The following is a 24070-nucleotide window of genomic DNA, read 5'->3' as shown; positions in this document are numbered from 1 at the left end:
TTGGTCTCATTTATATATGTTAAAAGCATGTATCTTATTCTTATTTGTGACCATTCACACTTTTGCGTTTTCACCTCCTTCTGAGCATATCCGTAAGAGTCGTTGGGATGTTTCTCCAATCCAAATCAAATTCTTAGCTACTTTCTTTGCTATCGAATTAGTGACATATTCCATAATTTCCCCTGAATTTGTAAAACAAGAAATCGATAGTAGTGATTACGATTTTGACGAAGATGATATTGAAGTTCCTGTATGGGCATACCAACTAGGTAATCATGGGCCTGAAGTTTTAACAGCTGGAATGTATGGATACTATTTATTTGGAAATGATGAATACGCTTTTGAAAAAGCATTTGTTTTTACTGAGTCTATGTTCATTTCTCAGGGGATAACATTTGGTACAAAGTATGCTGTAAATAAACAGCGCCCAGATGAATCTAATTATCTTTCGTTCCCAAGTGGTCATACAACTCATGCTTTTACTGTTGGGATGTGGATGAGTATGGATATTTATCGAAGCGAGAAGTTTCATGAAAATATTTACATTGCATCTCTACCACTTATTTACGCTTCATATATTGGCTGGACTCGTATTGATGCAAATAAACATAGCTTCAAAGATGTCGCTACTGGGGCCCTTATAGGATCTCTGACAAGTTATTTCATGTACGAGTTTCACTTTGATGAAAATGGAAAGTATCGATTTAATAATAAGAGTGGAGCAATTCTAACTCCAACTGTTGATCCTATTCGTAACCGTTACGGTCTAAGCATTGGGGTTTCTCTATGAATTATTTAATTTCTATTCTATTGATCTTCTTCTCTTTTTCATCAATGGCCCAACTTAAGAGTCTAGACTACTTATATCGCTTTCCAGAAAAGGGTGGGAGTGTATTAGAATATTCTATCTATTGGTCATTGGATGAAATGGAATTTGATGATCGCTCTGGTGGCGTTGAAGAATTCTTTGAAGTTGATCGCTCTGTTCTAGTTGCTGGGATTAACTATAGGTATTCAATATCGGATCGTTTTCTTATTGCTTTTAGTACTCATGCTGAAGTAGCTGATTTTGATACTCATCTAGAAGATGAAAATGATAGTGAAACACCTGAGAAGAGTCCTTTTGCTTTTTATGATCCAAGCATTGATTTACGTTATCGATTAATTCAAGAAAATGAAGTCTTCTTTGATATTGAAGCCTCTATTGTATGGGGTGCTACTAATTCTTCTAAAACTCCTTTAAATAGAACAGTAAGTCCTTTTGATGGACAAGAATACTATAAGATTGCTGCGTATACTGGTATTGATTTTAATACTTTTTCATTTATGGGTATTATTGGTGCTAACTTCTACAATGGTGGTGTTAATCAGTCAGAGTTTAATAATGAACGATTAAAGGCACAAGACAGTTCTCAGGTTCTGTTGGGCTTTCTGGGACAAGCTAAAGTGACAAAGAATATAAGAGCGACTGTCGGCTTCAACTTCCTTTCGGCCGACGCTTTTGACCTCACTGGTGCGACAGAGAGAGTTAATGTTGATCAATCAACTCAACAAAATTATTACATAGAATTTGACTATCTTAAGTTTCAAAATAGTTTAGGTATTATAAGCTTTAAAGTTAATCAACGTATTGATCGTTATAATTTACTTATAAATAACAATGATCTCTATGTTGCAGATAATACTTTTTTAGATTTTATATTTAAAGTTGAAAAGTGGTTCTAATGAGTCTTTTATTGGCCTTTGCTTTTTTTATAAGCTGTGGTGGCGAAACTGTAATTCAAAGAGAAGCAAATACTTGTGTGACAAGTGATAAGTTTCCAAAGACCTATATTGTCATGAGACAGTGGGGTTGGGATATTTGGTTAAAAGAAGCAGGTGTTAAGGATGCACGCACTCTTCGCTATGTAAATGATAAGAAGTGGCGACAAGTGGAGTGCCCAAAATGAAACAAGTCCTATATTTCTTATTTCTATTTGTTTTTTTATCGAGCTGTAGTTATCGTGAAACTATTCTACGTAAGGCACCTGACTTCCTCAGTGACAAAATTGAAGACTATTTAGAATTAGATGAGGCGCAGGAAGAAGAACTTCGCTCTCAGGTAACATCTTCATTTTTTGAGCATCATAAAGAAGTAATCATCTTAAGAAAAATCTTAGCTGATTATGATATAACGAAAGACTCCCTAAGAAAGCAAGTCGTGAAAGGATATCCTCCGTATTCTCGTGTTCTAAAAGATGTAAATGCTATTTCTATTGAAGTGCTCTCTAAGCTTGATAGTAAGCAAAGAAAGGAGCTTGTTGAAAAACAGAAAAAAGCAAATGAAAAAAGAGAAACTGATCTTAAAAGCTATAAAAAGCGAGGAGTCGATAGGCTTTCAAGATTGTTTGGTGAATTAACACCCAAGCAAGATATATTAGTGGAAAAGCTTGTTGTGGATTACTTAAAGAAGAAGGATAATCTTAAGGCTTCAAGTGCTTGGAGAAAGAAATTTGTCGAGACGTTAAAGATAGATGATCAAATAGCTTACCAAGAAGCATTGAAAAGAAACTTTAGTGATGTAGAGGATTTAAAGCAAGTTTTAAAAGACAATGAATACTTCTTTAAATTCTTTGATGAATTTCAAAAATCCTTAACAAGTAAACAAGTCGAAAAATTTAATAAGAAGAAACAAGAGGTTCTGGCCTGGATTGATCTATATTTAAAAATATATAAGACTCCTATAAATCATACCTAAGACGCATTAGTAGTGACTGATTGGCCAGAATTACTCGTCCATCAAGCTCAGATTCAAAAATTGTGTTATCTTCATCTAGTTTTATATCGATTTTAAATGCTTCGATACCTAGTCCTAGGAAAAAACCGTTATCAAATCGATAGTCAGCATAGAGATTATTAGAAAAGACCTTTCCAGAAAAGCTACCTATCTTAATATAGAAGAGATTTAACTCACTATTTAAAATCCATTTTTGAGTTAAGTTAATCTCAGCTTTGAGTTTAAATGTTGGTAATGGTGCGACAAAGCTATTCTTGGTCTTTGCTTGTCCTGATTCACCAACACCTACTTCAAAAGGCATAACATAGAATCCATCACCACCTGAGAGATTAATTCGATCATCAAGAAAGAATGAGTAAGCATAGAAGAGTCTTATGATATCAAAGTTAAATACTGAGTCGATGAGTGTTCCAGTTGGGATTGTTTGCTCATTACCATCTTTATCCTAATATTTTATATCTTCAGCAAGTACTTTTCTTCCACTACGATGATACTGATACCAGGAAAATGCCATAATATGCTTTTTATTATCACTAAATCGCCAGTCATAGTTTAGGAGAAACTTAATTTTGTATTTAAATTTTATTAATCGATACTATAGAGAAGCTCATCAATTTGCTTTTCATCTTCCTCTTTAGAAGGAGCTTTTGCTAGTACTTCTTTTGCAGCGTTAATCTCTTCTTGTGTAGAGCTTTCGTCTGCCAGTACTTTTCTTGCTTCTTTTTCTTTTGCAATCCTCTCATCTCTGGCCTTGCTGAAGTTAACAATCTTATTTCCTTCAGCAAGTACTTCATCATAAGAGATACCACCCATCTTTCTCTCTGATGGTGTCTGAGGTAAGAATATATAATCAGTTCTTTTTAGCTTTAATCGCTTACTTTGATAAACCATTGCTTTAGCAAAAGACTCAAATGCTTTTCTTGGTACGTAATGCTCAGAGTCTCTTTTTAGAATATAACGTAATTGAGATAATTTCGATGCATCAGTTCCATCTTTTGGCGCTTTTTGGCTAAGTGGTAGATAAAATTGGTAGTCAAGGATATTACTAATAGCAAACTCATGTGCTCCCTTGATGCCAATTTCTCTCATTGTATCATTAGAAGTCGTTGTACAATTATAAAATGGAGTAATTTCTAGACCCTCTTCTGTACGTACTCGATGTAGTTGTTCTTCAAAGATATCACGAACTTTCATCATATCTTCTTTAGAGCGCGCATAGCCAATTAGTGTATAGGTTGGACGGTAATTAACCTGTCCTTGAATTAGGTGACCAAAGTAACTTACTAGGTCTGTATTACTAGCAAGAACCTCTTTTTCACCTTTAAAGTAAAAATTAAATGTTTCACCTTTTATTGATAAGTCTTTTTGAACTTCTCCCATTCCAATAGCAAAGTGTCCTGCTGCTGAGCCTGGAATATCTCCTTGTCGTCCACTTAAAGTGACAACAAAAACGTGATCTCCTGGAGTGGCCTGATAATTATCACGATGACGAATAGTTCCTCTAAATGGCTCAAGTGATTGAGAATTTTTATTCTTTGGCATTTCTTTAAGAATGTATTTTAAAGGATTCTTTTCGAATTTCTTATTTGCTGGATATGGATTATCACCAACAGTGAAAAGGTTTGCAGGAATAATTGCATTAATAATATAAGTATTGTCTTCCATGTGACCTTGAGTGTGGACTTTCTTTCCAACAAAATAGTCACGTGATTTTTTATCAAATTTTGTTCCGTAAATCTTCTTTGTTCTTCCAAACTCAGCCTTTTGATCATTAAGATAGAATGAACCATCGGCACTTTTTGTAAGAACTCCAACTCGATCTTCTAAGTCGGCAACAACTCTTGGCATCTTATCAATAATAAGATTATTCTCAGAGATCTCACCATCAAACTCAAAGACATAATTAGGAGAGTTGACTAGGACTTTATCGAGATACTTATTGTAGCGTTTAGGGAATTTTAATTGTGTAACTTTGAAGTTGTCGACTTGGCCATCAATATGGATTTTTGCTTTCACAACACCATCTTTCTTAAATAACTTTCCACGGTAGCTTTCAGCTTGTGTATTTGTACTGAAAACGACTAATGTCATTAAAGCTAGGCAACAGATATTCTTCATCGTCTTTCTCCCTAATTGTGATTTACGATTGGATTTTTCTATTTCATATATAAGTGCAATAGATATGCCAATTTCATATCGTGATTATAGGGTGTTAGCAAATAATTGAATGTTTAGTTATTGAAAAGTGTTTAGGAAATAAACAGTGGGCCAAGGAATTTGGCCCACGATATAGACAAGTCTTATAGTTGCTTGTTGATGAAATCTCTAATCTCAGACATAGACATCATATCATCTGGATCAATACAGAATTCAAGACGATCGTTAGCGATGCGGATTTCGTTAGCAACGTCTGCTGTTGAAACTTTAGCATCTTCAGAGCGCTTGTCATTTAAGTCTTCAGTAAACTCTGCAAGAGTTGTCCCTGTTACTTTTGGTGCAAGTTGTGCATCTTCGATAAGCTTAATTTGCCCGCTGAAGTTTCTTCTACTTGAGTCTAGAACACCAGAGGCAGCAAGCGTACTTGATGAACCGTAGTAAACTGCTTCAGTTGCTGAAGTTATACCATCATGAATAATATCTAGAGCGATAAGATCAATGATAACATTATCTGAATCTGCTAAAACAGCTGTTCCTGCTGCAATTGTTGATGATGCAAGCTCAGTTCCACCCCAGGCAAGTGCTACACCTGTTGTACTAAGTGCTGCAGCCGTACCAATTGCTTTATCAGTAGGTGCATCATTTCTTTCTTTGTAAAGCTCAAGACAATTTGCTTGTGCTGCTGTTGTTGCAATAGAGCATAGTAGCCCAAGTGCTAAAAGTGATTTTTTCATTGTTCCTCCTAAAATTACCATCTCTCATGTAAAAGATAGAATCGTTTTTGATGATCTAGTATTTCTTTATTAACTAATAGTCCTTCGTATGGTTCAGTGTAGACACGAACTCTTCTTTTTGTTCGATGATCGCGTTTCCACTTAATAATTTCTCTTTTAGAAAGCTTTTGTCCTTCTTCTTGAATCTTTGCTAAAGTACCTTTTCCATAAAATGACTCTAAGCTTGTCTTGATTTCAGACTCGCATTTTGAGTTATTACAAATTTCATAGAGGTTAGCTGGAACCTTTTCTAGGCCATGTAATTCATCAAATCCAATACGGTCTGTTTTTTTGATAAAGGCCTTGTATTCATTAAAGGCAGCTAGGTCAAATGATACAATCTCATTTAGTTTTCTAATTTCATTAAGACTTAGCTTATTAATTAGCACTTTAACTTGTTCTGGTTTTATGTCGTATCGAAGTTGATCAATATCTTTAAGATCAAGTATCTCAACAACTTTTTCTTTTAATTCTCTTAGTGATTTAATCTTAATAATTGGATAAGGATTAACTAATGCTCTTTTTAAGTACTTTGGTAGAGCTAGTGGGATTCTTCCTTTTATACCAAGGCTCTTATGATATGGAAGTCCTACTTGTTTAAAGAAGTTTACAAGTGCTCCAGCACAATTATTTGCAAAGAAAGTATAATCTCCCAAATCACTACTTTGTGGAAGGTCATAAAGAAGAGGAAAGATTTCTTCTACTGTTGTCTTTACTTGTCCTTCAGTTTTCTTTGGAATTGCTGATAGGGCATAGATTGACCCTGTTTGCGACCTCAGTGGCAGGATTCCATATTGTCCCTGGCCATATTTTTCACTTGAGTAGTTTTTAAGTTTTTCAACAGTTTCTTGCATTACACCTTTATGTGTTTCAATGCGGTGTTTAGCGATCTGTCGCCATTGTTCTTTTAACTCGTTAATTACGTTATTTCTGATCTCTTCATTTGAGATAATAATGTATCGATCAAGATCTCTTTTTTGTCTGTTATTGTATTCATCCATAAAAAGACGAAGACTTTTGACTTGAGGAAATACTGGGTATCCACCAAAAATACCTTTTACATAGTTGAGCTTTACACTATCGACATTTGCTACAAAGCTTAGAACAACATCATCAGATTCAGTTCCAATATCATCAACAAAACGAAGCATCGTGTGACCAAAGCCACTTTCAATATTTGACCAAGAGCTTGATGCAATAATAAGCTCTAAGCCTATAATTCGACCGGCATCATGACGCCTAAATAGGCGTTGAAAGAAGCGACCATTCTCATTTAATAAGTCCTGATAATTTGCAGACCAGTTGATTCGATTAATTTTCTTCTTGCGCTCTTTTTCTTTGCGACGCTCTTTCATCCTTTCACGTTGTCTTTCACGAAAGTCTGAGTCGCTGTGTCTGGCCTGGGCCTGTAAGCTTGAAATTAATGTAGTTAGTACTACTAAAAGTAGTGCGGTTCTCTTCATCTAATTCTCCAAATATTCCCTGTTAATATAGGTTATTTAGAGATTCAAATGAGTATGATTGTAAAAGTTTTTAGGGGTGTAAATTTAATGAACAGGTTTAAATCGTTGAATTTATGAAGTCGATATCCAGGCCTTGCTCTTTAAAGTGCTCTCTTAAGTAGAGCTTTCTTGCTTGATTGGGTCCTTTTTCAATTAGCCCAAAGACAACTTCTTTTAAAGTAGCAAAAGCATAATTGTGATAATTTTCATCATTAATTTGTATTGAATTAACTTTTTTCTTAGGTGCACCAAATGCAGATCCCATGAGTGAAGCCGCAATGGAAGAGGTTTCTTCTTGTTTACCAGCACTTTCATCCATAATTGTTTGTGCCAGTTTTATCTCTTGTGCCTCAACATCTCTAAAAGTGATATCGTTATTCTTAAGAGTGAATCCATATGGGCAGTGAAGACAGCTTGTTCGACAGCAAGAACCTCGGTTTCTTAAAAATTGTGATGTCTTAACCTCTAGGCCTTCATCATTAGTATATGTAAGTTTTTGATTTGAATCCATAAATCGATATTAGCCTTTAAAGAAACTCTTGTCGAGAGTTCTTACTTTGTGGCCAGATGCTTTTCTGCTCGCCAAATACCAATTAAGCTCAAACCAGAACTCATGGAAGTGACATTATTACCCTTTAAAAAGATTGTTGTAGGTGTGGACTTTACTTGGAGCTTTCTCGTTGCATAAGGAGAATTTATGAAACGAAACTTATATGGACTTTGATTAATAAAGCGACGTACTTTCACTCCTGTTTCAAATGCGTTAATAGCGTAGATTGATTGTGGATTGATTTTTCCTTCCAATACTGAGTCATGGAGCCTTTGCATTTCAACTTTACATGGCCCACACCACGTTGCCCAAAAGATCGCAACAGAGTGATCCTTCTCGTTTTGAGACGGAAAGTTGATCTTCTCATTTGTTCTGATATCAAGATATTCTTTTGGATTGAGATTAGAGCCCTCTTTCTTAAAGTTATTCATGACAGCAGGCGCCTGCTTGTAAATTATAAATCCAAGCAGTATGAGACTGATAAAATTGGTGGCAAAATTCCACTTCTTTTTCATGGCAAATATTTTAGCATGATCTTAAATAGAAGTGATTAATTAAATCCTAATTTTTGACACCTCTCTAAGTTACTAGAAGTACAGTAAGCTACGACTAATAAATAGACGCTACTTAAGGAATGTAGTATTTAATAAACATGAATAAAGAAGAACTTGAAAAGAGATTAGTCGATCTTGAAGAAAAATTTTGTCATCAGGATCATTTATTAGGCCAACTAAATGAAGTTGTAACAAAGCAAGAGTTTATCATTGATGAATTAGTTGCACATGTTAAGAATCTCGTGGCCGCCCAGAGCGACGGTCCTGCTGAGCAGATGACACTTGAGAATCTTAAAGACTTTAAGCCACCACATTACTAGAGGCAAAAAATGATTAAACTCGAAGAAATTTATCAGGGGCTGCGAGAGTTTAAACAGCTAACAGGTCGTCCTCAACAAACTCCAGGTGCACACTTTTCTAAAGTTACACCTGAGAAAGCACCTAATCCCAAATTACTTTGTTGGAGTAATGGCCTAGCTTCTGCCATGGGAATTAAAGATTCAGATAAAGAACTTTGGATTAAACTTTTAAGTGGTAATCAAGATAATTATATTCCAACTCCGATTGCTGCTCGCTACGGTGGCCATCAATTTGGACATTGGGCCGGACAGCTTGGTGATGGCAGGGCCATGAGTCTTGGTCAATTAAATGGGATGGAAATTCAACTTAAAGGTGCAGGTCTAACTCCTTATTCAAGGGGAGCAGACGGTAAGGCCGTACTACGCTCATCACTTAGAGAATATATTTGCTCTGAAGCAATGTTCCATTTAGGAGTTCCAACCACAAGGGCATTAAGCCTTGTTGAGACCGGAGAGGATGTCCTTAGGGATATGTTCTATGATGGAAATGCTGCTTACGAGAAAGGAGCTATTTGTACTAGAATTGCACCTAGTTTCTTGAGGTTTGGGAATTATCAAATACATGCGGCCAACCATGAACTCGAAGAATTAAAAGAACTTATCGATTATACGATAGATAATTATTTTCCTGGCATGTCCATTAAGGAAATGTTTGGTGAGGTTGTACGCCGAACGGCCTATCTTATGAGTGAATGGATGCGTGTTGGCTTTGTTCATGGAGTTATGAATACTGACAACTTATCAATGCTAGGACTTACTATCGACTATGGGCCTTATGGTTGGCTTGATCGATTCGATCCTAATTGGACACCAAATACAACTGACTTTAGAGAAAAACGTTACCGATTTATTAATCAAGTCAATATTGCATATTGGAACCTTGCTCAATTAAAAGAGGCGCTTCAGACTGTTTGTCTTGATAACCTCGATGAACAACTGGATAGCTTTCCTGATAAGTTCCATCACTTCTATCAAGATATTCAAGCAAAGAAAGTTGGACTTAAAACCTGTGAGCGTCAATTTATAGATGAACTCTTTGATCTTCAATATGATCTTCAAGCAGATATGACCCTCTTTTATCGCAGCTTAATGGATGTGATGGAGGGCAAAGAAGTTGACTGGCAAAGCATCTTCTATAAAGACTTAACGAATGATGATAGAAATCGTCTGGATATGTGGTTAAAGAAATGGCAAAGGGAGCAAAAGCTTCAAAGAGTAGATCCTATGATTGCCTATGGAGTTATGAACGAATCAAACCCTGTCTTTATTCCAAGAAATTATATCGTTCAACTTGTTCTTGATGACCTAGAAAATGGTGATGAAACAAGTCTACGTAATTTAGAGCAGGCGATTTTGAATCCATATGAATTAAATGAGTTCACGAGACCTTTTTATAAAAAAGCTCCTGAGTGGTCGACTTCACGACCAGGATGCTCAACTCTAAGTTGTTCAAGCTAATTTAGGGCCTAGTTGCAAAATTGTGCAGGAGCTCGCTTCCAAGTCGGCTCACATTGTGTGATCCATTTTCCGCTATCATAGTGAGCGTATCCAAACCACCACATAACGTGATCGTTGTCTTTAAGCTCAACTTCGTTTGGATAAACCTCTGGACTTAGGCCATTTACTGAGTAACACCATCCATGAGCATTCATTTGAGTATCACTTAAGACCTCCATGGCATCAATTCCTGTTGGAGTATCAAAGATGGAATTCATTCCTCGTTGTGTACCCTTATGAGGGATTTGATAAGTATTTAGAAGCTTAATTGTTGCACTTCCAACTGTTGCACCATTATCTAGCTGCATTTGGGTTTCAAATAGTGCGGCTCTTTCACATGGGCCAACAAATTCAAAAGTTGCAGCAAGGCTAAAAGTTGAAATAAGTGCTAAAAGTGCAAATTTATACATAATCTCTCCTAAATATATGGCTTTGTAGCATTCGATGTTTTCATTGCCATGGCGCCGTGCGCAAGCGTATGATTTTTTACATGTCTAAATATGTTTGGGGTAGTGAAGAGACCCAATACTTCTTCAAATTAAATCCAGAGGCCATCTTGGATGCTATTGACGCTGTGGGCTTTAAAACCACTGGCCGTTGTTTACCTTTAAATAGTATCGAAAATCGTGTTTATGAAATTGAAGTTGATCGACCTGAAAGTGAGATCAACTCACCAAGTGATAATTTTATCGTGGCCAAATTCTATCGTCCTGGACGTTGGACAAAGGAACAAATACGAGATGAACACGACTTTTTAAATGACCTTGTGGAAGCAGAAGTTCCAGTGATTCCACCACTAAATATCGATGGTGAAACTCTATTTGAAATGCCTGATCATAAGATTTTGTATTGCCTTTATGAAAAGAGAGGGGGAAGAAACCCTGAAGAAATGAATGAAGAGCAACTTGAAATAATGGGGCGCTCACTTGCTCGTATTCATAGTGTTGGTGCTCTTAAGGCGGCCAAACATCGAATAAAGCTCACTCCTGAATCTTACGGAGAAGCTAATCTTAACTACTTAAAGTCTACGGACTATATTCCTGCAGATATCAGAGAAAGCTTCATTACAATTTGTGATCAGATCATTCGTGAATCAAAGCCTCTCTTTGAGAATATGAACTTTCAAAGAGTTCATGGTGACTTTCATAAAGGAAATATCATTTTAAGAGGTGATGATTCATACTTTGTTGACTTTGATGATATGGTAATGGGCCCAGTTGTTCAGGATGTATGGCCAATTTGTCCAGGAGATGATCAACAATCCATTATCGATCGAAATATATTTCTAGAGGCATATGATAGCATTCGCTCATTTCCTTATGAGCAGCTAAAATTAATTCCTTCTCTTCGTGCACTACGCCTCATTCACTTTAGTGCATGGATTGCGAAGCGATGGGACGATCCGTCATTTAAATATACTTTTGGCTACTTTGAGTCGCCTAATTATTGGTACGGCCAAATGAATGATTTAAGGGCCTTACTAAGTAAGATTATAGAAGTTAAGAATCCATACGTTTACTAGACGAATTCATATCTTTGCGAGAAAATTTAGTTCTAATCACTAAAATTTTATGAGGTAAAGAATATGGATATTCGTCTTAAAACTTTCGAAGAATATGAAGTCGCTTATGAGCAGGCAAAGAATAACCCGAGTGAATACTGGGGAAAGATCGCAGAGAATTTTCAATTTTCTAAAAAATGGCAAGATGTTACGTTAGGTGATTTTACTGATGGGGAAATTCGTTGGTTTAATGGTGCCAAATTAAATATCACTGAAAATTGTCTCGATCGTCATCTTGAAACAAGAGGTGATAAGAAAGCACTGGTCTATGTTGCTAATGATCCTAGTGAGAAAAATCAAGAATTCACTTATAAAGAACTTCACGCTCAAGTTTGTAAAACGGCAAATATGTTAGAAGAGCTTGGTGTTAAAAAAGGTGACCGTGTTTGTATCTATATGTCTATGGTCCCAGAGCTGATGTTTACAGTTCTTGCTTGTGCCAGAATTGGTGCAATTCACTCTGTTGTTTTTGGTGGCTTCTCAGCTCAGGCCCTGGCCGGAAGAATTGTAGATGCAGAGTGTAGTGTTCTTGTCACAAATGATGGAGGACTTCGCGGAACTAAGGTCACTGAACTGAAGTCTATTGTAGATGAGGCCCTAGAAGAAAAAGACTGCTCTTGTGTTAAGAATGTAATTGTACACAAGCGTGCAAATAATGAAGTAACGATGCAAGAAGGGCGTGATCTTTGGTGGCACGATCTCTTTGATAAAGCTTCCGATAAGCACACAGCTCCTCAACTAGATGCAGAAGATCCATTATTTATACTCTATACTTCGGGGTCAACTGGAACGCCTAAGGGTGTTGTTCATACACAAGCTGGTTATATGGTTTGGGCCGCTTATACTTTTGCCAATGTCTTTCAAGTAGACCCAGGAGAATCGAGTAAAGATATGTACTGGTGTACAGCAGATATTGGTTGGATCACTGGACACACTTATATTACTTATGGGCCACTTTTAAATGGTGCCACAACAATGATGTTTGAAGGTGTACCAACTTATCCAGATGCGGGACGCTTTTGGGATATCGTTGAAAAGAATAAGGTGACTCATTTTTATACTGCGCCAACTGCAGTTCGTGCATTAATGGCGTGTGGAGACGATGTTCCTGCAAAGTATGATCTTTCAACTTTAAAGGTTCTAGGCTCTGTTGGTGAGCCTATTAATGCTGAAGCTTGGCATTGGTATAATGAGCATATTGGAAAGAAGAAGTGTCCAATTGTCGATACTTGGTGGCAAACTGAAACAGGTGGAATTCTTATTTCTCCACTGGCTGGGCTGACAAAGACAAAGCCTTGTAAAGCAACACTTCCTCTTCCTGGAATTATTCCTGTTCTAGTTGATGATGATGGCCGTGAGATTGGTGAAACAATGGCCGAAGGAAAGCTATGTATTAAGCACCCATGGCCAGGAATGCTTAGAACTGTTTATAAGAATCATGAGCGTTTCATGAATGCCTATCTTAGAACGTATAAGGGTTATTATTTCTCTGGTGATGGTGCCAAACGCGATATCGAAGGTTATATGCGAATTACAGGACGCGTGGATGATGTTATCAATGTGTCTGGTCACCGTTTTGGAACGGCCGAGATTGAAAATGCTATCGGTAAGAATACGGCCATCGCTGAAAGTGCCGTTGTTGGTTACCCGCACGATGTAAAAGGTGAGGGGATCTATGCTTATGTTGTGACTGATTTAAAAGATGAGGCAGAAGTTACAAAACATATCAACGACACAATTATTAAAGAAATTGGTGCCGTTGCTCGTCCTGATAAGATTCAAATCGTTTCAGGTCTTCCAAAAACTCGAAGTGGAAAGATTATGAGAAGAATTCTTAGAAAGATTGCTGCCCATGATTTTAATAACTTCGGTGATACTTCGACTCTTCTAGATCCAGAGGTTGTTGAAGAAATAAAAAACGGTGTTAAGTAAGTTAAATTAAGTAAACATTTTACATAAGTATTATTGATTCCTCTCTTATGTGCTAGAAATAGTGCATGAGAGAGGAAGGCCTTGAGCTAATGCGTGACATTCTTAAAAAGCATCACACCCTTAATAAGTCTAGGGTATGGTTTGATCTTATTATTAATGCAGTTATTGGTTGGAGTGCATTCTTTTATACTTGCTTTCACTTTAATATCATCTCTTTCTTACTTGCTATATTTTTTATCTATCGTGGAACACTCCTTGTTCATGAGGTTTCACATATTGCTAAAAAGATTAAAGGCTATCGCTTAGCTTTTAATTTATTATTTGGATGGCCAAATGCCTATCCCGTATATCTCGGTGATGCCCACCTCTTTCATCACGGAAAGAGGACCTATGGAACCACTCGCGATCCGGAGTATAAGTATATTTCAAGTTTTGATTTTTTGACTCTTCTTAGGCCATTTTTTTCATCTCTACTTTTGCCATTCATTCAAATTATTAGGTTCGGCATCTATCCACTTTCATATCTATTTCTTAATAAAGAACAAAGAATTTGGACTTATCAGAATATCTCAACTCTCGCTTTTTCTATGGATTACAAAAGGCCATATAGGAAGGAAGAGGAGATTAGTCGAATGATTAGAAATGATCTCATGTGTATGCTTTATAAATTTGTCATTGGGTGCGCTATCTATCTTAGTATTCTTCCATTTGAGATAATTTGGGTTTGGTATAGTGTTGTAGTCATCTCATCAACTCTTAATATGTATCGAGCGCTATTTAATCACCTCTATACAAATGAAAGCCTGACTCCAATGGGTTGGGAAGATCATCTTCTTGATACTGTGACAATAGAATCAGGGCCGAGTTCATTTTTTATCTTTGTTAATGGCCTTAATTACCATGCAATTCATCATCTTTTTCCAGAGCTACCTTATACTAATTTGGCCAAGGCCCATCGTGAGCTAATGCAAAAACTTCCCGATGATCACATCTATAAACATAATACTTTCTCTAGTATTTTTGACGTTTTAGCGACTTCAACTTCTATTGAGCGTAGTAAAAAAGAAATCATTCAGACTGAGCTTGTTTAGTGTATAATATGAGTCATGAAAAAGACTTTTATTCTTCTAGTTTTCGGATTACTTCTCTTTGGATGCTCAAAGCCAACACCAAAAGAGACTGTGGAAACAGTAATTCGTGAGACTTTCTTAGTAAATTTTGAAGAGACATTTAATCACTATGATCCCGGATTCAGCTCAAGTCAGCAAATCGCTGATTATCGTGGCTTCGTCAAAGATGTGGTCATTTGGGAAAAGAATATTAAGAAGACAAAGAAAGAAGTCTTAGAAGCAATCCAAGGCCTACTTTCATTTAAAATTGTTGAGATAAAAGAAGAGGCCAGAACAGCTACAGTAAAGGCCATTGTAATCGTACCAGAGTTTGATAATAAATTTGATATGCAAATAGCTCTTTTAAGCTTAACAAGGCCACCTCTTATTTCTAAGAGAGCTCAGGCCAATGCAACTATTTTAAAAAATATAAATGATGGAGAGTATACTCTAAAGCCAGTGGAAATTACTTTTACTTTAAGAAAGAAAGATAAGTGGCGTGTTGCAGGAGTCAATAACGTAAGAGGACTGTGGCGTTTTGAAAATTAATTTTCTCTATCTTCTATTATCTTTATTTCTATTTGGTAGTCTTTACGCTGACCATGATGGTGATCTTTATAAAGGCCACGGCCACTATGGCCAATCTCCTTTTTCAATTACTTTTGATCAGGTCAGTGAGCAAGCTGAGTTAGTAGAAGAAGATTTCGACTTTGACCATTCTTTATTCATTTCTTCATATTGCTTCAAATTATCTAAGAAGCCTGCCACGTATAGAATTGATTTTTCTCAAACCTATTTTAGCCAAGAACATCTTGGTGGTCACTCAGGACTAAGCCCGCCAAATAATCCAAATTCATAAGTTTTTTTATTATTTATTGTTTTTGGAGGACGTATGGAAAATACGACAAATAGCACTTCTTCGGAAGTAAAGAGATTTGATTATGAAGGTAAAATTCCTGAAGGGAAGGAGTATATTAATGAAGGGGGAAGTGATATAGGACTATATCTAATTCTTACTCTCTTTATTGTCGTCTTCTTTGCAGTGATCTTTTTTCAAATGTATGGATAGAAAAGATAGATAAAAAGAAAGGGCCAGTTAATGGCCCTTTTTTATTATTTGAAAATAAGAATTGCATCTTCATCTTGATCCTTATTTGGATCCATGATGAGCTCATCATCTTGATCAGTTTGATCCTGATCAGTTTGGTCCTGATCGTCAGTTGGATCTGTCGGCTCAGTTGGCTCAGATGGTTCCGTTGGCTCAGTTGGTTCTTCGATCTCATATACTGGTGTTCTGTTGATATATTCAGGTCTAAACCCATTCTCAACTGCAATTTGAACTAGCTCTTCATACTTTGTTTCATCAATTTCTCTGTCGCGAGTTAAGATGAAAAGAGTATTACGATCTCTATCTCCTACGATAGCTTCTGTATAATTCTCATCAAGATGAATGATCTGATAGTCTCCAGCTCCAACTCCAAAGTATCCAAGAAGAGGAACAAAGCTAACCTTAAGTTTCGCATTTGAAATCTTATCAGCGACTTTTGCATAGGCCTTGTCAACTTTCTCTTCACCATTTGCTAGCTGGCAAGAGTTCTTTACTCTAACGCGGTTATGCTTAAACTTGTATTGTGCTTTAGTTCCCTTACATCTTAAGTTAAAGAAAGCATCGTATGCACCTTGTTGGTACCAAGTTCCTAAATATTGCTCAAGATTAACATATTCTACTGTTTGAAAATTATTAAGAGGAAGCTCTTCTGATGGAACTAAAACTTCATTAATTTCGTGAACAATAATATTCTTATCAAATCCCTTTAGAGTACTAAGACGAATGGCAAGATTATTAAGAATAAATTCTTCGCTATCTTGATCCACAAGAATGACACGGCCATTATAAGTCTTTACTTGCTTATCAGCTCTTAGATCCTTCTTTGTTAAGCGCCCATAGCCAACGTGATACATTAGAACTTTTCTTAGCTCTAGTGGATTGGCAAGTAGGTACTCTACTGTATCAGGTGGAAGCTTTGCAAAGGCCTGGTCGTTAGGTGCAAAGATTGTGATATCTTCGTCTGCATTAACAAGATCATCTAGACCTGCTAATTGAGCTGCACTGATGAAGTTTCTAAAACGTCTCGTGTGCTTCATTGCAGTCATTGTTTCTGTTTTTGATAATGTCGTGTTTGAATTTCTTTTTGTTTGCTTAGCAGTGGCCGAGTTAAAAAAGAAAGGTAGTACTGTTAATAGTAGTACGAGTTTTTTCATTGAATCCTCCCATAAGTTAATGAAAGGAAATGTAGCTTTTTATTAATACTTTTGATGTTTAAGATTGGTTAAGAAAGGTTAGTAAAAGTTAAGGGGCCGAAGCTGGCCCCTTATTTACTCTATACGTTTGCTTTAATTAGTTGAACTTTAAAGACTAAAGTTGAGTGTGGAGGAATTTTCGCTCCTGCACCGTGCTCACCGTAAGCAAGCTCTGATGGAATTGTTAATTCCCAAGTGTCACCTTCTTTCATTAGTTGAAGTGCTTCAGTCCAACCCTTAATAACTCCACCTACTGGGAATTGGATTGTTTGACCTCTTTGGATTGATGAATCAAAAACAGTTCCATCAATTAATTTACCTTCATAGTGAACTTCTACAGTTGAGTCTGCACTTGGAGTTGCACCGCTTCCGCTTTCTAGAACTTTGTATTGAAGACCTGATGCCGTTGTTGTTACACCTTCTTCACTCTTATTCTTTTCAAGGTAAGCACGACCTTCTTCCGCTAGCTTATTTGCAGCTTCAGCAAGTTGTCTTGCCATATGCTCTTGAAATTCATTCATTGTTTTTTGTGTTTCTTCTGCTGAAAGTTGGCTTTCTTCACCTTTCATTGCTGACGTAACAGCATTTGCGAAGATTTCAGAATTGATTTCTATTCCTTGAGCAACAAAATCAGATCCAATTTGACGACCGATAATGTAGCTTACTTTTTCCATATGAGTTTCCATAAACACCCTTTGTTTGTTTAATTGACAGTATTGAAAAAGCACCATAGCACTTAATGGAGGATGTGTCGAAAATTTGAGCTATTGTCGCATTGTTCCGTTTGCAGCACCACCAGGATACCAACAAATTGGTCGCTCAATATTTAGAACCCCATGGATCATTGTGTCAAAACGGCATTGTGAATCTGGGTAATAGGATGCATCGGTATTAAGCTCAGTTGCAACTTTATTAGAGAATTGATCGAAGTCGACTTCATCTCCTGTGGTCTTAAAAAATGCCTGATCGGCTTCCATGGCCGTTAATAATCTAAGGCATGTATTTGAGTTGTGCATAATCTGATTTGAGCAAATTGCTTCATACGTTGGATTACTATTGATCTCACGTAACTCATTTAAATACTTAAAAACTATTGGTAAACACACCTTTGTGGCAAAGTAGTCAGATTGTCCCTCTGTTGTACTACCTGAGCTCTTAAAGGGTTCTCCTCCAATACCGTGTCCGATTTCATGACAGCCAGTAAGGGCAAGTCCATCAGGAGTCATGCCTGAGAGACGAGCAAAACCACCCATTAAGTAAATGCGATGCTCTATTTGATTCTGATCACTTTCAACTTTTACATATGAAGCGTGAACCATGTCGATATCCCACCAATAGGTGTCAGCATTGGGGATACCTGGGATTGGTAAGTTAATTTTTAAAACTTCATTTTGCGAGGGGGCCAATTCGCTATATGCTTGGTAGAGGGCCTCTTTTACTTGTAGAAATTCATCTCTTGTCACACTTGCAAAAGATGAGCTTGCTAAAAAGATTATGGCCACTAAGAGAATGAAATTTTTCATATATGCTATGTACTAAGATCTAAGAATTAGAGCAAGTGAGATGGTAAAAAAGTAGAGTATTAGGAGGAGTGATGTATCACGAAGTACTTGATTTTTGGTTCGATGAATTAAGTGATGAACAAAAATGGGTCAAAGATCCTAAAGTTGATCATGAAATAGAGAAGCGCTTTGGTCGTCTTCACACTATGGCCGCTAAAGGGGAGCTCTTTGAGTGGCGCCATGAGCACTTAGGGCGTCTTGCTGAAATCATTCTCTTAGATCAATTTTCTCGTAATATTTACCGCGACGATCCTCGCGCATTTGCCAGTGATGACATGGCCTTAGTATTGGCCCAGGAGGCCGTGGCCCAGAAAACCCATGAAGGCTTCACGCAAAGAAAGAAACACTTTCTCTATATGCCCTTTATGCACAGTGAATCCTTAGTGGTTCAAAAAGAAGGACTGAAGTATTTTGAGGAACTAGGAAGTGAGCAGGCCCTTAATTATATGCATCAGCATATGGCCATTATCGAACGCTTTGGTCGCTACCCACATCGAAATAAGGTCTTAGGTCGACGCTCAACAGATGAAGAAAAGAAGTTTTTAAAAACACCTGGCTCAAGTTTTTAACGTATAACCAAAATATCTTCAAGGAAGAATGCCGATAGTTCACTTCGTCCACTGAGATTCGACTTTTGATAGATTTTTGTACAATGTTGCTTGATTGTTTTTTCTGCTGTGGAGCGAATATCTGCGATCTCCTTGATACTTAAGCCTTTTAACAAAAGTAGGGCGATATCTTTTTCTGACTTGGTCAGATTCCAGTCATCCAATTGTTCATTGATTTTGTCAGAAATTCCTTCTGAGAGATTCTTTGTTTGTTCTTTAAAGTTTTGTAAGTCAGTTTTCAACTTTGATACGTTTGCACTTATCCTAATATTCTCTTTCTTAATAAATAATAACTTAAACCACAAATATGCAGCTCCGATGAAGCCAATGATCATGATGATGGCCTCTTCAAAGACATGTTCAAAACTTGCCCCTTCATGGAGGTCCTCGTAAATGTCAAAGATAAGAAAAATTGAAATGGTTAGGAAAAGAAGCCCTGTTATAAGGCGTTCACGTTTATTTAACATTGGATTAGGACCTTGGTCTTATATATTTGTAACGTCTTGTTTTTACATATTTTATTTGGAAATAGGACGTAAGTCCAGTTACAAAAATTTACTTTTGGAGCGAATCTATATGCACGAAGGAGGAACAAATGACTCGTATTGTTCATATGGAAACGCTTAGACCAGACTACACTTATTCAACACAGGAGATTATGGATACTGCTGATCGTATGTGGTTGAAAGATGTAGATAAGTTAACAAGAAGAAAGGCCCTAAAGATTCTTGAGGGTGCAAATATTGACCAAAGAAGTATTGTGGTGGATTTAGAGACAGTTTTCTCAGACTTAAGCTTTGAAGAGAAGAATAATATCTACAAAGAGAAAATGATTGAGTACGGAAAGAGGTTATTAAAGCAAACATTTGAAAATAGTGATGTGGATCCATCGGAGGTGGATTATATCATAACCACAAGTTGCACTGGTTTTATGATCCCATCTGTGGATGCCTACTTGGTAAATGAGTTTGGAATGAAGCCGGGTGTGGTTAGGCTACCTGTTACTGAAATGGGTTGTGCTGGTGGAACCTCGGCCCTTATTTATGCTGATAACTTTTTAAAATCAAACCCTGATAAAACGGCCCTTGTCTTAACAATGGAGATACCAAGTATCACATTTCAAAAGGATGATCTTGATGGGGCCAACCTGGTATCAACGGCAATCTTTTCAGACGGCTTTGCTTGTGCTGTCTTAAAAGGCGGGGAAGGAAAGGGCGCCCATATCATTGATAGTGATATGTACCACTTTAGTCACGGTGAGTATCTCATGGGCTTTGAGCTTGTTAACTCAGGTTTAAAGATAGTGCTTGATAAAGATGTACCTTCCGCAATTGAAGGAAATTTTGAAGATATATTCCTGCCTTTTTTAAAACGCAATGGACTTGAGATTGAAGATATTGAAAATTATATGTTTCACCCAGGAGGAAAGAAGATTATTCAAATGGTGGAAAATTATATTTCAGACTACCAAAAGGATATCTCAGAGTCTCGTTGGGTCTTAGAAAATCACGGGAATATGTCTAGTGCTACTATTATGCATATTCTTCATAAGGTTACGAATGAGCGCTCAATTAAAAAAGGCGAACGTGGTTATATGCTCGCTTTTGGCCCAGGGTTTATGGCACAAAGTGTCTTACTTGAGTGGAGGTAGGTCACCTTGAACTTCAATCGCGCCGCCCTCATTCTAATCTTTCTTGCAGCCTTTGGTGCCATGTTCTCATATACAAGAGAACTGTCCCAGAAGAATCCAGAATCTATCTTTCTAACTGATGAAGGAATGGCAAAGTTTGAAAAATTCCAAGAGGATTTTCCAGAAGTCGAGTCATTAGTGATCTACTCTCATGGTATGCCTACAGTTAATACCTACGAAGATCTTGAGGCATTTGGAAGGAAACTAGAGGAGTCATGTGATGATGAATGTTACTTTCTCTATCCACATGAATTAGTTAGGAAACGCCAGGACTACTTAGACAGATTAAAGGAAAGAGACTTCAAAAGTCTTGAGTTAACATCTTCAGAAAGTGTCGGCTTTATCGTCTTTAATAAAGGGGAGAAGGGGCAGTTAAAAAATATTGTTAGAGAAGTTGAGAAACAAGTTCGCTTTCACTGTGCTGGTCATGACTATACAAATTACCAATTAGACAAGTCTTCTGAGGTCGTGCAAGAAAAGATCTTTCCATTTCTTTTTGCCTTCTCTTTATTTCTACTCTTTGTCTTTATTAGAAATATTATTGATTCGATTCTCTTATTCTTTCCATGCGTCCTTTCTTCTATACTCTCACTTAGTGTCATTAAGTATTTCTTTCATCATATGAATATGGTGAATTCAATAGTACCCTTGATGACTTTTGTGATTACTTTATCTCTTGGGCAACATCTTTATTTTACTGCAAGGGATATGGGATCCCTAAAGCTTGCCTTGAAAGTAAAATTAAAGCCTATTGTCTTAATGCTTCTAACAACCTTTATTGGCTTTTTGTCTTTATATATCAGTGAAATTTTTGTCATTAGAAGCTTTGGTCTACTCAGTAGCTTTCTTATTCTTATTTCATCGATCTTAGCAATTATATGGCTAATGTCTGTTGAAGGGCTCCTTCACTACCGTAGAGATCGAGAATATAAGTTAAGACTCTATCCTAAAAAAAGCCTTTCTTTTTTTTGGATTATTTCTCTTGTTGTAATTGCTCTCCTCGCAGGGATGTGGGGTGGAAATAATGTGAAGGTTATCACTGATGCCACAAAGTACTTTCCTAAAGAAAGTGATATACATGCAAGCTTTGAAGAAGTAACGAAGCTTGCAGGTGGAGTGCCCATCGTTGAAATTGGTATTAACACAAAGGACTATGAGTCTCTAAAAAATATTCTTAAATTAGAAAATGAATTGAAAGAAGTATCAGGTCTTAAGGTCTTTTCACGAAATCAGATGATTCAAAGAATTAATAAAGACTATAGTGGAAACCCCTCAATACCTGAAAATAGTTTTGCCTATGCTACGTTATATTCAAAAGCACCAGAGGCCTTAAGAGAAGCCTATTCTATTGATGGCGAATATAAGATCACCTTACTGGGGCCTCCTTTAAATGTAGATAAGTATGAAATTCTCGTGAATAAAGTGCGTCAGGTACTCAAGGGGCAAGATTATACAATTGATGGCCTTTATTATAATTTAATGATTTCTCAAAAAGAGATGGTTCATACTCTATCCAAAAGCTTTCTCATTAGTCTTATCATTATGGCATTGATAGCAGTGATAACACTTAAGGAGCTTAAGTTATTTATTATTTTTATTCTCGTTAATACACTGCCTCTAGGGCTTTCTCTTGGTTTTCTAAATCTCAGCGATATGTCCCTTAATATTGCAACTGTTATGACCTATAGTGTAGGTCTTGGAATTGTGGTGGATAGCACATTCCATATTCTTCATTATCTAGGTAGTCATAAGTTTTCCATGGAAGAATACCTCGAGACAATTGTTAAACCCGTCTTAACAAGTTCAATTACATTGATTGTCGCATTCCTCTTATTTGGCGCCTACGATTTTCTACCAATAAAGGAATTTGGGCTCAATCTTTCATTCATTTTACTTTGTGGGATGATATTTGATCTCTTTGTTCTACCAACTCTTTACTTAGGACGATCAGATTTTAACACTGGGGGAAGTCATGATTTATGATGCAATTGTTATTGGAGCCGGCCCAGCTGGGTGCATCTTTTCACACCTTATGGCAAAACAAGGTAATAAGATTTTAATTTTGGAAAGACAATCAGAAATAAAGAGGAAGGTTTGTGGAGAATATCTTTGTCCTGAAGGAGTTAAATCCCTTAGAGAATTAGATTTAAATCATGTCTTATCTGGCTTTAAACATCTAAATGGAATGATTATCCATTCTCCAAAGGGAAGAGTTCTCGATACTAATTTCCCTGCTAGTTATGGCCACTCTAATTATGGAGTCAGTGTTAATCGTGAAGTCTTTGATAACCGTCTCCTCTCTCAAGCAATGAAGAGTGGGGCACAAGTAAAAATGGGAACAACAGTTGTCGAGATTAAATTTAATAGCTCTTTCTGGCAGATTAAAACTTCTGATGGAGGAGAGTTTTATTGCCGTCTTCTAATCGGTGCAGATGGTAGAAACTCTTTTGTTGCTAAAAGTCTTAATCTAAAGCTTGAAAACGAAAAGAAGAATATTGCTCTACATGCTTGGCTTCCTTGTGAAAGAAAACTTCCTCGAAAAGGACAAATGTTTATTTTTGATGAAGGTTGCTATATTGGTGTTGATCCAATAAATGACAAAGAAGTAAATATCTCTCTTGTGTGTCAGGCGAAGCATATAAAGAAATACGGCTCGGCAAATGATACGTTTGAATTCTATCTTAATAAAATAAAAGATCAAATAGGAGTCTCTATCACAAAAGAGATAAAGGTTCATACCAGTTTTCCTATCGAGCACTCTGTAAGCGATATCATAAAAACAAATGTCGCCTTAATAGGTGATGCCGCTGGATTCGTTGATCCTATTACAGGTGAAGGGATCTTCAATGCCATCAAAACTGCCCATATGTTAGTGCAGTCTTTAGAGGATTACCCATCTCTTGTGAGCTTTGAGCAGGGCCTTCTGAATTATAAACAAAAAAAAGAACTCTACTTTAAAGAAAAGACAAGACTTAATAAGGGATTTCAATGGCTCATTCGTTCTAAAATCCTCGTTGAGATCGTTGCGGCCTTTATTAATTTAAGTCAGAAAAAAAGAGATGCCTTCATCGGCATTATTGGAAATATCTACACACCATTTCGTGGTGTAATGAAAATGATTTTTTAAATCGAGGTTAAT

The 24070-nt window shown here is 36.8% G+C and carries 27 protein-coding genes; 16 read left to right on the top strand and 11 right to left on the bottom strand.

The window, feature by feature from the left end; genetic code table 11:
* Positions 1-16: 16 nt before the first annotated feature.
* From ACN5L8_RS04945 to ACN5L8_RS04930, 4 genes are read left to right on the top strand one after another with little or no spacing between them, the layout of a single operon-like run.
* On the top strand, positions 17-790 hold the full coding sequence (locus ACN5L8_RS04945; protein ID WP_419172458.1) for a phosphatase PAP2 family protein: 774 nt from the start codon (positions 17-19) through the stop codon (positions 788-790).
* Complete coding sequence (locus tag ACN5L8_RS04940; RefSeq protein ID WP_419172457.1) at positions 787-1725, top strand: hypothetical protein; 939 nt, start codon at positions 787-789, stop codon at positions 1723-1725. Before ACN5L8_RS04945 ends, ACN5L8_RS04940 begins: the two co-directional genes overlap by 4 nt.
* Positions 1725-1949 (top strand): hypothetical protein, encoded by a 225-nt coding sequence (locus tag ACN5L8_RS04935; protein WP_115360890.1) that lies wholly within the window; start codon positions 1725-1727, stop codon positions 1947-1949. Before ACN5L8_RS04940 ends, ACN5L8_RS04935 begins: the two co-directional genes overlap by 1 nt.
* On the top strand, positions 1946-2737 hold the full coding sequence (locus ACN5L8_RS04930; protein ID WP_419172456.1) for a hypothetical protein: 792 nt from the start codon (positions 1946-1948) through the stop codon (positions 2735-2737). The genes ACN5L8_RS04935 and ACN5L8_RS04930 overlap by 4 nt, the downstream gene beginning before the upstream one ends.
* Here ACN5L8_RS04930 and ACN5L8_RS04925 read toward each other — a convergent pair.
* From ACN5L8_RS04925 to ACN5L8_RS04900, 6 genes are all read right to left on the bottom strand, one after another.
* Positions 2721-3077, bottom strand: a complete 357-nt coding sequence (locus ACN5L8_RS04925) for a hypothetical protein (protein WP_115360886.1) — start codon at positions 3075-3077, stop codon at positions 2721-2723. The genes ACN5L8_RS04930 and ACN5L8_RS04925 overlap by 17 nt on opposite strands.
* A 284-nt stretch (positions 3078-3361) precedes the next feature.
* Positions 3362-4894, bottom strand: a complete 1533-nt coding sequence (locus ACN5L8_RS04920) for a hypothetical protein (protein WP_419172455.1) — start codon at positions 4892-4894, stop codon at positions 3362-3364.
* 182 nt (positions 4895-5076) lie between these two features.
* Positions 5077-5667 (bottom strand): hypothetical protein, encoded by a 591-nt coding sequence (locus tag ACN5L8_RS04915; RefSeq protein WP_115360880.1) that lies wholly within the window; start codon positions 5665-5667, stop codon positions 5077-5079.
* Between the two features lie 14 nt (positions 5668-5681).
* On the bottom strand, positions 5682-7169 hold the full coding sequence (locus ACN5L8_RS04910) for a DUF4105 domain-containing protein (RefSeq protein WP_419172454.1): 1488 nt from the start codon (positions 7167-7169) through the stop codon (positions 5682-5684).
* Positions 7170-7266: 97 nt separating this feature from the next.
* Positions 7267-7719, bottom strand: a complete 453-nt coding sequence (locus ACN5L8_RS04905) for a DUF5522 domain-containing protein (protein WP_115360876.1) — start codon at positions 7717-7719, stop codon at positions 7267-7269.
* A gap of 41 nt (positions 7720-7760) precedes the next feature.
* Positions 7761-8189 (bottom strand): TlpA family protein disulfide reductase, encoded by a 429-nt coding sequence (locus tag ACN5L8_RS04900; RefSeq protein ID WP_412474306.1) that lies wholly within the window; start codon positions 8187-8189, stop codon positions 7761-7763.
* Between the two features lie 221 nt (positions 8190-8410).
* Here ACN5L8_RS04900 and ACN5L8_RS04895 point away from each other — a divergent pair, with 221 nt between their 5' ends.
* Both ACN5L8_RS04895 and ACN5L8_RS04890 read left to right on the top strand, forming a co-directional pair.
* Positions 8411-8632: a SlyX family protein gene (locus tag ACN5L8_RS04895; RefSeq protein WP_115360872.1), complete on the top strand. Its 222-nt coding sequence runs from the start codon at positions 8411-8413 to the stop codon at positions 8630-8632.
* Between the two features lie 9 nt (positions 8633-8641).
* Complete coding sequence (locus ACN5L8_RS04890) at positions 8642-10129, top strand: protein adenylyltransferase SelO (RefSeq protein ID WP_419172453.1); 1488 nt, start codon at positions 8642-8644, stop codon at positions 10127-10129.
* 8 nt (positions 10130-10137) lie between these two features.
* Here ACN5L8_RS04890 and ACN5L8_RS04885 read toward each other — a convergent pair whose 3' ends face one another.
* Positions 10138-10578: a DUF4430 domain-containing protein gene (locus tag ACN5L8_RS04885; protein ID WP_412474309.1), complete on the bottom strand. Its 441-nt coding sequence runs from the start codon at positions 10576-10578 to the stop codon at positions 10138-10140.
* Positions 10579-10658: 80 nt separating this feature from the next.
* Here ACN5L8_RS04885 and ACN5L8_RS04880 point away from each other — a divergent pair, with 80 nt between their 5' ends.
* From ACN5L8_RS04880 to ACN5L8_RS04855, 6 genes are all read left to right on the top strand, one after another.
* Positions 10659-11690: a serine/threonine protein kinase gene (locus ACN5L8_RS04880; RefSeq protein WP_412474310.1), complete on the top strand. Its 1032-nt coding sequence runs from the start codon at positions 10659-10661 to the stop codon at positions 11688-11690.
* Between the two features lie 63 nt (positions 11691-11753).
* Positions 11754-13661: an acetate--CoA ligase gene (gene acs, locus ACN5L8_RS04875; RefSeq protein ID WP_419172452.1), complete on the top strand. Its 1908-nt coding sequence runs from the start codon at positions 11754-11756 to the stop codon at positions 13659-13661.
* Between the two features lie 65 nt (positions 13662-13726).
* Positions 13727-14752 (top strand): fatty acid desaturase family protein, encoded by a 1026-nt coding sequence (locus ACN5L8_RS04870; RefSeq protein WP_419172451.1) that lies wholly within the window; start codon positions 13727-13729, stop codon positions 14750-14752.
* A 15-nt stretch (positions 14753-14767) separates the two neighbouring features.
* Entirely contained in the window at positions 14768-15319 is a 552-nt protein-coding gene (locus ACN5L8_RS04865) for a hypothetical protein (RefSeq protein WP_419172450.1), read from the top strand.
* Positions 15309-15629 carry a hypothetical protein gene (locus ACN5L8_RS04860; RefSeq protein WP_334679139.1) on the top strand — a complete coding sequence of 107 codons (321 nt, stop codon included), beginning with the start codon at positions 15309-15311 and terminating at the stop codon, positions 15627-15629. The genes ACN5L8_RS04865 and ACN5L8_RS04860 overlap by 11 nt, the downstream gene beginning before the upstream one ends.
* Positions 15630-15662: 33 nt before the next feature.
* Positions 15663-15839 (top strand): hypothetical protein, encoded by a 177-nt coding sequence (locus ACN5L8_RS04855; RefSeq protein ID WP_412474314.1) that lies wholly within the window; start codon positions 15663-15665, stop codon positions 15837-15839.
* A 44-nt stretch (positions 15840-15883) separates the two neighbouring features.
* Here the strand turns inward: ACN5L8_RS04855 and ACN5L8_RS04850 are convergent, their stop codons facing one another.
* From ACN5L8_RS04850 to ACN5L8_RS04840, 3 genes are all read right to left on the bottom strand, one after another.
* A complete protein-coding gene (locus ACN5L8_RS04850; RefSeq protein ID WP_419172449.1) occupies positions 15884-17032 on the bottom strand; it encodes a lipocalin family protein in 1149 nt (382 codons plus the stop codon).
* Between the two features lie 119 nt (positions 17033-17151).
* The gene (locus ACN5L8_RS04845; protein ID WP_334679142.1) at positions 17152-17757 is read right to left on the bottom strand and encodes an FKBP-type peptidyl-prolyl cis-trans isomerase; all 606 of its coding nucleotides are present in this window, start codon (positions 17755-17757) and stop codon (positions 17152-17154) included.
* A gap of 78 nt (positions 17758-17835) precedes the next feature.
* Positions 17836-18594 (bottom strand): hypothetical protein, encoded by a 759-nt coding sequence (locus ACN5L8_RS04840; protein WP_334679143.1) that lies wholly within the window; start codon positions 18592-18594, stop codon positions 17836-17838.
* A gap of 71 nt (positions 18595-18665) precedes the next feature.
* Between ACN5L8_RS04840 and ACN5L8_RS04835 the strand changes: the two genes are divergently transcribed.
* Positions 18666-19202, top strand: coding sequence for a DUF924 family protein (locus ACN5L8_RS04835; RefSeq protein ID WP_120404486.1), 537 nt, complete (start codon positions 18666-18668; stop codon positions 19200-19202).
* On the opposite strand, the gene ACN5L8_RS04830 is transcribed toward ACN5L8_RS04835, so the two are convergent.
* On the bottom strand, positions 19199-19708 hold the full coding sequence (locus tag ACN5L8_RS04830; protein WP_115360837.1) for a helix-turn-helix transcriptional regulator: 510 nt from the start codon (positions 19706-19708) through the stop codon (positions 19199-19201). The genes ACN5L8_RS04835 and ACN5L8_RS04830 overlap by 4 nt on opposite strands.
* A 128-nt stretch (positions 19709-19836) precedes the next feature.
* Between ACN5L8_RS04830 and ACN5L8_RS04825 the strand changes: the two genes are divergently transcribed.
* From ACN5L8_RS04825 to ACN5L8_RS04815, 3 genes are read left to right on the top strand one after another with little or no spacing between them, the layout of a single operon-like run.
* Positions 19837-20892 carry a type III polyketide synthase gene (locus tag ACN5L8_RS04825; RefSeq protein WP_419172448.1) on the top strand — a complete coding sequence of 352 codons (1056 nt, stop codon included), beginning with the start codon at positions 19837-19839 and terminating at the stop codon, positions 20890-20892.
* Positions 20893-20898: 6 nt separating this feature from the next.
* A complete protein-coding gene (locus ACN5L8_RS04820) occupies positions 20899-22914 on the top strand; it encodes a hypothetical protein (protein WP_419172447.1) in 2016 nt (671 codons plus the stop codon).
* Entirely contained in the window at positions 22904-24058 is a 1155-nt protein-coding gene (locus tag ACN5L8_RS04815) for an NAD(P)/FAD-dependent oxidoreductase (RefSeq protein WP_419172446.1), read from the top strand. The genes ACN5L8_RS04820 and ACN5L8_RS04815 overlap by 11 nt, the downstream gene beginning before the upstream one ends.
* The last annotated feature ends 12 nt before the right edge of the window (positions 24059-24070 follow it).

Origin of the sequence: Halobacteriovorax sp. (genome assembly GCF_048381875.1) — a bacterium.
Taxonomy (GTDB): domain Bacteria; phylum Bdellovibrionota; class Bacteriovoracia; order Bacteriovoracales; family Bacteriovoracaceae; genus Halobacteriovorax_A; species Halobacteriovorax_A vibrionivorans.
The sequence above is the reverse complement of the archived record's forward strand: the minus strand, read 5'-3'. Positions and strand labels throughout refer to the sequence as shown.